The organism is Streptomyces sp. NBC_01808, from assembly GCF_035917395.1.
Taxonomy (GTDB): Bacteria; Actinomycetota; Actinomycetes; order Streptomycetales; family Streptomycetaceae; genus Streptomyces.
This window is the reverse complement of sequence record NZ_CP109072.1, coordinates 5,946,480-5,958,940: the sequence shown is the minus strand read 5'-3', so window position 1 is coordinate 5,958,940 and position 12,461 is coordinate 5,946,480. Positions and strand designations below refer to the sequence as shown.

Here is a 12,461-nt window from a genome sequence, read left to right as displayed (position 1 = left end):
GGGGGCCGGCCGCCGCGGCAAGGGAGTCGTCGACCGGTCACCCGGTCGACGACAGCCTTTCCGTCACGGACGGCGGCCGGGGTCAGCCGATCTTGACGACCTCGCCCTGGTCCCAGCGGTTGGTGGTGCCGACCGGGTACCACACGCTGTTGTTGGTGACGTAGATGGAGCCGTCGGGGCCCGCGAGGAAGCCCTGCGGGGCGAAGAGCTTGCCCGCGCCCAGCTCGGTGCGGGTGCCGTCCTTGGCGATCTGGACGACGACGCCCTGCGGGTCGCCGGGCGGCGGGAAGCCCGTCCGGTCGAACTGGGTGACGTAGAAGTCGCCGTTGGCGCCGAAGCCGCAGCCGGAGATGGTGGCGAAGCCGCTCTCCCAGACCTTCAGCTCGCCGGTCTTCGGGTCGTACCGGTAGATGTTGGCCGCCTCGTTGCCGGTGTTGCCGAAGCCGGTGAGCTGCCCGGCGTACACCGCGCCGTCGGGGCCGACGTCGACGCAGGTGGGCACGGCGTCGGCGCCGTTCGGGGCCTTCGGGAACCACTTCAGGATCTCGACCCTGCCCCGGCGGTCGATCTCACCGAGGATGTTCGCGGCCGCGTCCACGTAGTAGAAACCGCCGCCCGGCTTCGCGGCGAGCGAGACGGGGTTGGCCGTCGGGTCCTCGGAGACGAGGTCCGGGTTCTCCTGCATCCACTTGTAGCTGGCCGCGCCGGGGTTGGCGACCGCCCTGACCGTCTTCCCCTTGACCTGGAGCACCCTGCCGTACTGGTTCTTCAGGGTGTTGCTCAGGTCGCGGGGCAGCCACTCCGGCAGCCCGTTGCCGTGGCCCGCCTCCAGGACGTGCAGCTTGCCCTCGGAGTAGACCATCGCGTTCGGGCCGACGACCTCGGCGTTGTTCACGTTCGAGGCCAGGCCCTCGACGATCCGCTTCGGCTTGCCGTCGGTGATGTCGGTGATGGCGCCCGTGGTGCTGAAGCACTTCGCCGTCATGACGTCGGCGTTGTCACAGAGCTGCTCGATGCCGCCCGCTTCGGAGACGAGAAGCCGGCCCTCGGGCGTCCAGGTCAGGTCGCGGGGCGAGTGCAGCCCCTTCGCGATCACCTCGACCGGGGCGTCGCCGGACAGCGTGCCCGAGCCCTTCTCCGCCGCGACGACCTGACCCGACGGCCCGGCTGCCACTCCCGCGAGCGCCGTCGCCGCCGCGACCGCGAGCGGCATGCGGAACCTCTTCAGACTACGCATCTTCGCCTGTTCCTCCGTTTCGCTGTTTCTGTTGCACCCAGACAAGACGCGTCGAGGGAAGGCTCCTCGCCAAAGCCGTCCGGCGCACGTCGAAACAGCCGGCGGCGCAATGAGCATCGGCTACACGCGTTTGATGGGAAAATTGCGTTCGACTGGCGCCGGGCCGCGGCTGCCCGCCCCGCGGGACGGTGGCCGGAAGGCTCGTGGCCGATGGCTCATTCCGCACCCGGGAACGCGGTTACGGGAAGGTGAGCCCGTGAACTACCGCCCTCGACCGCCCAGGGGGAACCCCTGGCCGCCGGCGCACGCGCGGCGGTGCCGCGACGGGCGGGACGGTCGTCCGGGTGGAATCAGTAGAAGAGGCGGTACGAGCCGAGGGATGTCATCGGCTCGACCGACAGCGGCTCCGCGATCCACTCGTTCTTCAGCCCGTTCATCGTCTCCTGGAAAGCGGGCATGGTGAGAAGAGGGTTCTTCTCGTCATCCTCCAGATCCACCACGAGAACGAGGGTCCGCCCGTCCGCGAGTTTGCACCAGGAATAGCGGACGCCCTCGGGCTTCGCTTCCTCGATCGCCGCGAAGAGTTCCTTCGCAGCCTTCTCCGCGGTCTCGACCCTGTCTTCCTTGATCTTGGCACGGAACATGCGGACGCTCATGGGGAATCTCCTTGGTAAACATGCACGCCGCCGGTGTGGGGCGGCGGAGTATCAGGGTTGTTCTTGGAGTTTGTCGTGGAGGATGCGGGTGAGTTCGACGCGGCGGGTTTTGAGGGTGGCGGTGCGTGGGAGTTGGGCGAGGGGGATGTGGACGGGGTCGGTGAGTTGGGGGTAGTCGCGGGTGGCTTGTTGCCAGCGGTGGGGGTCGACGGGTTCGTCGTTGCGGGTGCAGACGATGGGGACGGGTTTGTTCCCGGGGCCCTGGACTATGGCGAGTTCGACGAGTTCGTCGAGGCGGTCCAGGACGGCGTCTTCGATCTCCAGGCTGGAGCCGACGCCGGGGATGGTGTCGATCTCGCGGTCGAGCATGTGCAGGCAGCCCGCGCGGGTGCGGTAGCCGATGTCGCCGGTGCGCCACCAGCCCTGGTTGACGTTCTCGTCGTAGCGGTCCTGTTCGCCGTGGTAGGTCTTGGCGATGCCGTCCCAGCGGACCTCGATGAACCCGGGGTTGTCCGGGGTGACCTGACGGCCGTTCTGTGAGGTGACCCGCACTTTGGCGCTGCCGGGGAGGGCGAAGCCGACGCAGCGGCCGTCCATGTCGCGTGCGTGGCGCCGGTAGTAGGGCCTGCCGACCGCGGGTCCGACCTCACTTTGGCCGTAGATCTGGAAGAACTGGGGGGAGCGGCGGCGGGAGGCGTCCAGCAGGCGGCGGACGGTGCGGGGGTGGATGGCATCGAAGGTGGAGGAGAAGTACTTCACCGACGCGAACGGCCTCCTGGGGTCGTTCACGAGTCCTTCCCAGGCGAGGAAGCTGTTGGGCAGGGCTTCGATGAGGCCGGGGCGGTTCTTGAGGAAGAACGTGGCGACGGCTTCGGGGTCGTGGTTGTTGACCAGGAGCGTCGGCATGCCCTTGAACAGCACCAGTGCCATCGCGGCGAACAGGCGGGAGTGGACGAAGGGGATGCTGATCGCGACGGTCTCCCGCCGGGGCATCACCCCGAGCATGAACAACTGCGGCCGCAGCCGGGTGCGCATCGTGCGGGCGGTGTGGACCACCAGCTTCGGCAGGCCCGTCGTCCCGGACGTGTGCGTGATCATCGCCGGCTCGTCCAGAGCGGTGAACACCGCCGGCACCCCGGGCGAACCCTCCAGCCCGGCAAGCGAGTCGATCGTGATCACCGAAGCCGTCAGCTCATCGAGGTCCTCGCCGGACAGCAGGCCGAGTTTCGCGGCGTCGGTGAGCAGGTGGGGGCGGCCCAGGCGCTGCATCAACGCCGCCACCGTGGGGGCGTCGAGGGCCGGGGAGAGCATCACCGGTATCGCCCCGATCCGCGCGACCGCGGTGCCCAGGATCCAGGAATCGAAGTTCGGCCGCTTGTAGACGACCACATGCTCCCCCGCCCGCACCCCCGCCGCCGCCAGACGCGCGGCGAGGTCGGAGACGTGGTAAGCGAGTTCGCTGACCGTGATCCGCCGCCCCGCACCGGGCAGCACATCCAGATCGTGATCCAAAGTCAGCAGCATCGACCCGTGCCTGACCGCGGCACGCTGCGCAAGAACACCTATATACAAACCACGCTTGTGCACCGGACTCACGCTCACCAGGCCACCACCCCAACCAGCGCCGAAACTCCCGACAGACACGCGCAACACACCACCCCGAGCTCACGCCCACTCAGGATCCGCCACCCCACTTGGCCACCACACTGCAACGACTTGGCGTCCACTTGGCGGCTGCCGTCAGGAGTGTGCCTTCTCCGCCTTGTCCGCCGGCTTCGCGCCGAAGGCCGGTGCGGGCAGCGGGCCGGAGCGGATGAGCAGACCGCAGATCACGGCGCCGGCCGCGAAGAGGCCGGCGCACCACCAGAACACGGTGACGTAGCTGTCGACCGCGGCCAGTTGGAGCAGTTCCTCGGTCGGCGGCCTCCCCTGGGAGTGCTCCTTCACGTAGTCCGTGATGGCGCTCGCCGCGATGGTGTTGAGCAGGGCCGTGCCGAGGGAGCCGCCGAGCTGCTGGCCGACCTGGATGCTCGCCGAGGCGATGCCCGCGTCCTGCGGCTCCACGCCTGTGGTGCCGGTCTGCAGCGCCGCGGCGAAGATGAAGCCCATGCCGAAGCCGAGGACGAGGATCGGGCCGAGGAGCGCGGCGGCGTAGCTGGAGTCCACCTCCACCCGGGTCAGCCAGACCAGGGCGCCCGTGTTGAGCGTCAGGCCCGCGATGACCAGCGGCTTGGGACCGTACTTCGGCATGATCTTGATGTTGCCGATGTTCACCGCCACGGCGGTGAACACGACCATCGGCAGCAGGGCGACGCCCGAGGTGATCGCCGAGTAGTCCAGCGTGGTCTGCATGTAGTAGATGAGGAAGAGGAAGAAGCCGAAGATGCCGGCGCCGACGAGCAGCATCAGCAGATACGCCCCGGAGCGGTTGCGGTCGAGGACGACGCGCGGCGGCAGCAGCGGGTGCGCCGCGCGTGCCTGCCAGGCCGCGAAGGCGACGAGCAGCACGCCGCCGGCGACGAGGAAGCCCCAGGTCTGGGGGGTGCTCCAGTCCTCGTTCGCGGCGTTGGAGAAGCCGTAGACGATGCAGAACATCGCGGCGGACACCAGGACGACGCCGGGGAAGTCGAGCTTCGTCCGCATGCCCTTGACGGCCGCGTTGCGGCCGAACGGCAGCCCGGCGCCCAGCAGCGCGACGCCGGCGAAGAGCAGGTTCACGTACATGCACCAGCGCCAGGAGAGGCCGGAGGTGAGCGCACCGCCGATGATCAGGCCGAGGCCCGCGCCGCTGGCCGCGACCGCGCCGTACGCGCCGAACGCCTTCCCCTTCTCCTTGGGGTCGGTGAAGGTCGTGCTCAGCAGCGTCAGGGTGGCGGGCGCGAGCAGCGCGGCGAAGACGCCCTGCCCGACGCGGGCGGAGACGAGCATCTCGAAGCTGTTCGCGGCGCCGCCGACGGCGGAGGCGCCGGCGAAGCCGACCAGGCCGACGAGGAAGCTCCGCTTGAGACCGAAGAGGAGGACCAGCCGGCCGCAGAAGAGCAGCAGGCTGCCGAACGCCACGGCGTACGCGGTCACGATCCACTGCCTGTTGGCGAGCGAGAACCCGAGGTCCTCCTGTGCCGACGGCAGGGCCAGGTTCATGATGGTCGCGTCCAGGACGACCATGAGCTGTGCCACGCAGATGACGACGAGGATGAGCCACCGCTTGGGGTCGGGCTCCGCCGCTCCGGCAGCTCCCGGGCCGGGCCCGGCGGCAGCGTCCGCGCTCTGTGTTGCCACGATCTTCTCCTTGTCGCGTGTGACGGACGTGCGTCCTCAACCCTCATGACAGAGGCGGCGAGGGGAATGTGACCCGAGGCCGAGCCGGACATTCTGTACGGGCTGGGGGGCGCGGCGCCGGGACCGCGGTCGGTCCGGCGGGGCGCCCGGCGAGAGGGCGCGGCCTCCGGTGGGCATCGTGTCCGGAGCCGCTTCCCCCTCCCCGTCGTGCTGTCGTCGTGCTGTCGTCGTGCTGTGTTGCCGTGCCGTGTTGCCGTGCCGTACCGCGGTGTTGTTGCCGTGCGGCGTTCGTGCTAGCCGTGCCGGGTGTCGCCGTGGGCGAGGACGCGCGAGAGCACGTCGCCCAGCGCGGCCGCCGGATCGGCTCCGGCGGACGTGCTCCGCCAGGCCACGTGGTGGTCGGGGCGCACCAGGACGGCGCCCTCGTCGGTGATCTCGCGGACCGCCGCCCACCGGCCGTCCGCGGGGGCGTACTCGGCGCCGTCGCCGATGCGTACCGCCGTGAGGGGGATCGAGAACTTCTCGGCCGCCTCCGCCGCCGCGTCGCACCACGCCTTCCCCTCGGGGCCGGCGATCAGCACGAAGCCGCCGCCGCGGCCGACGAGGTCGTGGGTGGACAGGCGCTCGCCGTCCCGCTCGATCCAGGCGTGCGGGAGCATGTGCCCGGGCCGGGTGGTGGGGTGGTAGGTGTTGCCGAGCGGCGCGCGGGGAGGGGGCGCGGTGCCGTCCGGGACGAGCGCGCCGTCCTCGTACGCGAAGCCCACCTCCAGGTCGTGCGCCTGGCACTCGGAGCGGTGGGTCTGGAAGATCTCCGCGGCCCGGGCCCGTACGGCCGTGCCGACCGGGGAGGGGTCGAAGTAGGAGGAGAACACCGCCGAGCGGCGCTCGACCGGGATGTGGGCGCCGAGGCCGATGGCGGCCTCGGTCACCACCTTGTGGTGGAACCACGTCGACAGGCCCCAGTCGACATTCCGCTTGCCGACGGCGCGGCGCTCGGTCTCGTAGGAGTCGAGGAGGCTGTCGTCGGCGCGGCCGGCGACCACGGCGGCCAGCTTCCACGCCAGGTTGTGCACGTCCTGGACGCCGCCGTTGAGGCCGAGCCCTGTGGTGGGCGGCTGGCGGTGCGCGGCGTCGCCGACGATGAGGACGCGGCCCTGGCGGTAGCGGTCGGCGAGCACGCCCTCGACGGTCCACTGGCTGATCCGGTGCAGGGTCAGCTCCAGGTCCGGTACGCCGAGGACCTCGCGGATCCGGGCGGTCATCGCCTCCGGGTCGTCGCGGTCCGCGTCGCCGGGGTTGAAGTGCAGCGCCCATTCCTCGCAGCGCTTGCCCCAGGTGGGGCCCATCTCCATCAGCGTGCTGGAGAGGTCGGGGCGGTAGGGGTTGACGAACCAGGTGATGATCGTGCCGTCGTGCCACCACGGGGAGAGGTCGGCGGTGAGGTACGCGGTGGTGACGTTCAGCATGCTGGGCACGCCCTGCATCTCCACGCCCAGCTCGGCGCCGATGGTGCGGCCGCCGTCGGCGGCGATGACGTACTGCGCGGTGACCGTCGTGGTCTCGCCGGTGGCGACGTCGCGGATCTCGGCGACGACGCGGTCGCCCTTGTCGGAGAAGGTGGTCAGCTCGTGGCCGAAGAGAACCCGGCCGGGGTTGTCCCGTTCGGCGCGGCGGCGCAGCATCGGCTCCAGCCGCAACTGCGGGAGCTTGGCGGGCAGGACGGGGCCGTGCTCCGCGTACACCTCGGTGAGGGCACCGCCCCCGAAGGCGTCCATCTCGTAGATGACCCGCCCGTCCAGCGGGTCGTCCCCGGTGAGGGAGGTCTGCCAGCGCACTCTGCCGAACATCTCCGGCGGCGCCGACAGTTCGTGGACGGAGTCCACGAGCCCGTGCTGCCGGAAGATGTCCATGGTGCGCTGGTTGAGGTAGTGGGCGCGCGGCAGCCTCGACGTGTCCGTGTGCCGCTCGACCAGCAGGTGCTCCACACCCTGGCCGGACAAGAAGATGGACGCGGACAGACCGCAACCGCCGCCCCCCACGATCAGAACCGGAACTTCGATGGCTTCCATGCTCGGCCTTCCATGAGGTGACGGCTCAGGCAGGACATCGGGGGATCCCGGGCAGTCCCCGCCCGCCGCCGAACCGCAGGAAGCGGCAACCGAGACCGAGCGCTGTCGTCATCCCCACGATCAGGAAGCAGAGCTTCCGGATGAGCCTCCTCGACACCGTCATGCCGACGTCTCTCTACCGATGCTGCGTGGACTCAGCATCGGCCCGGCGATTTGGCTGGCACTATCGACCGGGTTGGCGCCGGCTTGGCGGCGAAGGCGGGACCGGCCCGCCGACCAGCGCCGGGAAAGAACTTCTTGATCGTCGGTCACATTCCGCGGCCGCCAACTGTCAAGTGATTGAGGCTCGCTGCTGCCCCCCGACCCGAGAAGGGAAAAGATGGACGATCCGCGCCATCTCCCGCCCCGCTCGGCGCCGCGGGACCTCGCGGTACGGCCCCCGGATGCGTCCCGTACGCGCGGCCACTCCCCCACGGCCCGCATCGGCACCGGCTACCCACCGTTCCCGGACCGGCCCGCGGCACCCCCCGAGCCGCGGTCGCCGGCACCCCCGGGACCGATTCCGCTTTCGCTCTCATTGCAAAGGACCGGCCGCCCCGCGGGACCGGCACGGAAGACTTAATTCACCGCACCGGGAAATCGGAAAACGACGGGAGAACGTCCGGTGACGCGTCGCGCGCCGGGGTCTGCTCCGCGGCGTCGGTGACGTCTCGGCGAACGGCGGATTATTTCGCCGGGATAATCGTCTGAACCCGGCACGGGAAAGGTGAGGGTCCGCATCCGGACGGGCCCGTGGCCGGCCCCGGAGCGGTATCCGTTCGCTCGCGGCGGACCGGGATGAAATTTCATTGCCGACATTGCCGGACTTGCCACCCGCGGGACCGCCCTCGCGGACGGCCCGCGGACGGCCCGTACACCAAGATCCGCCGTCACGCTCTGCTACGCGCCAGTCGGAGCCCGGCGGTGTTGACGCGAGGTCTACGACTGCGGTGCGGCCGGACCAAAAACGGAGCTGAGGATTCCGCGATTTTCCCGGCCTCCACACCCCCGCCCACCTGGGCAGCAACCTCCCCAAGGGGGTTCGGGCGGAGCCAAGGTCGATCTTGCAAAAACGTCCCGGCAAGACCCTGACTAGCAACTTCCTGCTATACACCCACGGATGGCAGGACCTTGCCGCTCCGCTCCGGGCGCGATAATCGATCAGACCTTCGACGTGCGGGAACACCTGGATACGGGCTCAGGAAGGCGTCACCAGCGCGGGAACCGTGTTGACAACCCCCCATTGCGATGTTGAGATCGAATAGCCGGGGAGAAAAGCGTCGAAGCCCCCACATCGATCGTTGCTCTCGGTGTCCGGCGGCCGTTGATCCATTGCGTTGTGTATCGGCCGCGTAAAACCGCGGTCGGCATTGCCGGGCCTTGACTGGATTAGCGTTCACGGCTACGCTGACCCCCGGCCAGTCTCGGGGGACTGGACAACAAACACGGGGGCAGCAGAAATGCTAATGATCGACGCAGGTCCGGATCCAGGCCACTGGCCACGCGGCCAGCTTGAGAACTCCTGGCCGCCACATCCGGCAAAGGTCGAATTTCGCGAATCTCCAGTTGAGATTGCTGCTTTTCTGCAGCAAATCCATTCGGCGCCTACGCTCTCCGACGCGGCGCACGTCGTCTCTGCGGACCGCCTCGTGACCCGGCAGCGCACACCCCCCGCGCCGCCCCACGGGCGGTCCGCTGTCATGCCGCGGTGCGGGAGCGCTCCTCGGAGCGCCGCGCAGCACCACTCGCGTACACCGCACGGAACGTACGGTGACCGGATACTGCTTGGCGGTACGGCCGGCAGCCGGCCAGGCCGACACCCGGCCCTGGCCAGGCGCCCCGGAAAAGGCGGTGAGATGTTGGGAGTTCAGAGATGACGAACGACAGAACCAACGTCGACACGATGGTTATCGGCGCTGGATCGGGTGGAAGCTGCCAGTCCCATTCGGAGGGCGGGCAGCGTATGGGAACAGGCACCGGAGATGCGCGGCGCATCGCGGAGCTGGAGCGTGAGGTTCAGGAACTCCGCCGCGCCAACGAGATATTGAAGGTGTATTTCGCCAAGGAACTCGATCTCGAACTCGAATCCACTCCGTCCGCCCTCGTCGTCGGAACGCCCAGCGGGCCGACCCTGCCGGAGGCGCCGCCGTCCGCGCCCCCGGCGCCGCCGCGCCCGATCCGCTGGGGCGCCGCGCAGCCGGCCATGACCCCCGACCCGTCCCGGCCCATGGCGGAGTTCCGGGCACTCGGCCCCATCGAGGCCGTGGTCGACGGCCGGCTGCTGGACCTGGGCGCCCCGAAGCAACGCGCGCTACTCGCCCTGCTGGTCAGCAAGGTCGGCCAGCCGGTGGCGGTCGACGTCATCGTCGAGGAGCTGTGGACCGGCAATCCGCCCCCCTCGGCGATCACGTCACTGCAGGCGTACGTGGCCAACCTGCGCCGCGTCCTGGAACCCAACCGCGCCCCGCGCACCCCCGCGACCGTGCTCCGCACCTACGGTCGCGGCTACCTGCTGGACAACCACGTCGTCGAGGTCGACGTGCACCGGTTCAGCGAGCGCGCCGGGGCCGGCTGGGAGGCCCTGGACAGGGGCAAGCCCCAGGAGGCGCTGCGTGAATTAGAAGCCGGTCTCATGCTGTGGCGGGGTCAGGCGTACGCGGAGGTGGCCGACACCACCTACGTACGGCCCGAGGTCGCCCGGCTGGAGGAGCTGCGGCTGTCGGTCATCGAGGGGCGGTGCGCCGCGCTGCTCGCGGTGGGCGCCCACGAGATGGCCGTGGCGGAGCTGGAGGCGTTCACGCAGGCGCACCCGCTGCGTGAGTACGGCTGCGAGCTGCTGAGCCTGGCGCTCTACCGGGCCGGCCGGCAGGCCGACGCCCTCGCCGTGCTGCGCACCAACCAGCGCAGGCTGGCGGAGGAGCTGGGGATCGATCCCCGGCCCGCGCTGCAGCACTTGGAGAACGAGATCCTCAACCATGCGCCCGCGCTCGACTGGCGGCCGCGCCCGGGCGGTGGTGCGTGAGATCGCCGCATCGCGATCTCTTGGTGTGCTCGGGCATCCGCACAGTGTCCGAAATGCCGAAGCGGCCCGGGGAGGGACTCCCCGGGCCGCTTTCTTCTTTCCCTGACCCGTCGCGCCGGCCGTGCCCGCGCCGCGTCCCGCGCCTCACTCCGGGGGCTGCACCAGCCCCGACTGGTAGGCGAGGACGACGAGTTGGGCACCGTCGCGGGCGGCCAGCTTGGTCTTCGCGCGCTGCACGTGGGTGCGCACGGTCAGCGGGCTGACGACCAGCTCCGCGGCGATCTCGGCGTTGGACCTCCCCTGCGCCACCAGCGCCGTCACCTCGCGCTCCCGGGCGGTGAGCACCGCAAGGTCCTCCGGTACGGCCCGGGCGGTGCCCGGCTGGGGGGTGGCGAGGAAGCGGGCGATGAGCGCGCGGGTGGCGGCCGACGAGAGCAGCGCGTCGCCGGCGGCGACCGTGCGGATGCCGTCGACGAGTTCGTCCGCGGAAGCGTCCTTGCCGAGGAACCCGGCGGCACCGACGCGCAGCGCGCGGGCCACGTGCTCGTCGGTCTGGAACGTGGTGAGGACGAGCACGCGCACCTCCGCCAGCTCCGGGTCCGCGCAGATCGCCTCGGTCGCGGCGAGGCCGTCGGTGCCGGGCATGCGGATGTCCATGACGACGACGTCCGGGCGGTGCACGCGGGTGAGTTCGACGGCCTCGCCGCCCTCGGCGGCCTCGGCGACGACCTCCAGATCGGGGTACGAGTCGATGAGCATCCGGAACGTCGCCCGCAGCAGGGCCTGGCCGTCGGCGAGGAGGACGCGGACGGTCATCGGGGCTCTCCGGAGGGCTCGGTGGTCTGCTCGGGCGTCGGGGGCACGGGGGCCTCCTGCCGTACGGGCAGGGGCAGTTCCGCGGTCACCGTGAAGCCGCCGTCCGGCCGCGGGCCCGCGCGCAGGCTGCCGCCCGCGGTGCGGGCGCGCTCGCGCATCCCGATCAGCCCGAAGCCGCCGCCCGGCGGCGGTGGCGGCCGGCCCGCGCCGCCGTCGTCGCTGACGCTGACGGTCAGCCGGTCGTGCGCGTACGCGAGCCGCACCCGGGCCGAGCCCGCGCCCGCGTGCTTGGCGACGTTCGTCAGCGCCTCCTGCACGATCCGGTACGCGGTGAGGTCGAGCCCCGGCGGCAACGGCCGCTGCGCGCCCTCGGCGGCGACGCCGACGGGCAGCCCGGCGGAGGCGAACGCGGCGACCAGCTCCGGCAGCCGGTCCAGGCCGGGCGCCGGCTCCAGCGGCTCCCCGGAGCCGCCGGGCCGGTCCGGTCCGCCGGGTCCTTCCGGTCCCTCCAGGTCGCCGGGCTGGCGCAGCAGCCCGACGGTGGCCTGGAGTTCGCGCAGGGCCGCCGACGTCGTGCCGGTCAGCTCGCCGAGGATCTCCTCGGCCTGGTCCGGCCGGGTGCGCGCCAGCCGGGCGGCGGTGCCGGCCTGGGCGTGCGCGAGCGCCATGCGGTGGGCGACGACATCGTGCAGCTCGCGGGCGATGCGTACGCGCTCCTCCGCGACCCGGCGGCGGGCCTCCTCCTCGCGGGTGCGCTCGGCGTGCTCGGCGCGCAGGTGCACGGCGTCGAGGTACGCCCGCCGCGCCTGGACCGCGATGCCCGCGAGCACCGGCAGCAGCAGCCAGAAGACGGGGCCGACCGACTCCTCGGCCCAGTCCTGCTCCTCGTTCTCGGCGAGCAGCGCGACGGGGACGACCATGGCGAGGACGAGGGCGTAGTAGGCGTAGACGGTCCGCTGCGGAGCGCGTACTGCCAGCTCGTACAGCGCGACGAGCGTCGGCGCCATCAGCGCCAGCGAGAGCCTGTAGCCCAGGCCCACGGAGACGGCGGCGCACACCGCGGTGGCGACGACGGCCGGCCCTGCGTGGCGACGGCGCCACGGCAGCGGGACCACGGCGGCGACCACGAGGGGCAGCGCGGCGGCCAGGCCGGGGCCGGAGTCGGCGTGCTGCCGGCTGGTGATGGCGAGCACCAGCAGCAGCAGGGCCGCCTCGACGAGGCGGGGGTGGCGGTCGGTGAACCGCGACCAGGTGGGGAACACGGTGTCCTCCCCTCGGGTGGACCGGCTCGTGGTCGTACGCGCCAGGGGCCGGCCGCCGCACCCGTGGTGCGGGCAGCCGAC

General features: G+C 71.0%; 8 protein-coding genes. 1 reads left to right on the top strand and 7 read right to left on the bottom strand.

The genetic code is table 11. From position 1 onward, the window contains the following. Positions 1 to 82: 82 nt before the first annotated feature. From OG946_RS26485 to OG946_RS26465, 5 genes are all read right to left on the bottom strand, one after another. On the bottom strand, positions 83 to 1,237 hold the full coding sequence (locus OG946_RS26485; protein WP_326798498.1) for a ScyD/ScyE family protein: 1,155 nt from the start codon (positions 1,235 to 1,237) through the stop codon (positions 83 to 85). Between the two features lie 350 nt (positions 1,238 to 1,587). Continuing rightward, on the bottom strand, positions 1,588 to 1,893 hold the full coding sequence (locus tag OG946_RS26480) for a hypothetical protein (protein WP_326798497.1): 306 nt from the start codon (positions 1,891 to 1,893) through the stop codon (positions 1,588 to 1,590). A gap of 51 nt (positions 1,894 to 1,944) precedes the next feature. Further along, positions 1,945 to 3,417 carry a class I adenylate-forming enzyme family protein gene (locus OG946_RS26475; RefSeq protein ID WP_326798496.1) on the bottom strand — a complete coding sequence of 491 codons (1,473 nt, stop codon included), beginning with the start codon at positions 3,415 to 3,417 and terminating at the stop codon, positions 1,945 to 1,947. Between the two features lie 216 nt (positions 3,418 to 3,633). Further along, on the bottom strand, positions 3,634 to 5,172 hold the full coding sequence (locus OG946_RS26470) for an MFS transporter (RefSeq protein ID WP_326798495.1): 1,539 nt from the start codon (positions 5,170 to 5,172) through the stop codon (positions 3,634 to 3,636). Positions 5,173 to 5,465: 293 nt separating this feature from the next. Beyond that, complete coding sequence (locus OG946_RS26465; RefSeq protein ID WP_326798494.1) at positions 5,466 to 7,241, bottom strand: FAD-dependent monooxygenase; 1,776 nt, start codon at positions 7,239 to 7,241, stop codon at positions 5,466 to 5,468. Between the two features lie 2,002 nt (positions 7,242 to 9,243). On the opposite strand from OG946_RS26465, the gene OG946_RS26460 reads away from it, so the two are divergent. Further along, positions 9,244 to 10,302 (top strand): AfsR/SARP family transcriptional regulator, encoded by a 1,059-nt coding sequence (locus OG946_RS26460; protein ID WP_326798493.1) that lies wholly within the window; start codon positions 9,244 to 9,246, stop codon positions 10,300 to 10,302. Positions 10,303 to 10,446: 144 nt separating this feature from the next. Here the strand turns inward: OG946_RS26460 and OG946_RS26455 are convergent, their stop codons facing one another. Together OG946_RS26455 and OG946_RS26450 are read right to left on the bottom strand one after the other, a co-directional pair. Further along, positions 10,447 to 11,118: a response regulator transcription factor gene (locus tag OG946_RS26455; protein ID WP_326798492.1), complete on the bottom strand. Its 672-nt coding sequence runs from the start codon at positions 11,116 to 11,118 to the stop codon at positions 10,447 to 10,449. Then, positions 11,115 to 12,380, bottom strand: coding sequence for a sensor histidine kinase (locus tag OG946_RS26450; RefSeq protein WP_326798491.1), 1,266 nt, complete (start codon positions 12,378 to 12,380; stop codon positions 11,115 to 11,117). Before OG946_RS26450 ends, OG946_RS26455 begins: the two co-directional genes overlap by 4 nt. Positions 12,381 to 12,461: the final 81 nt, after the last annotated feature.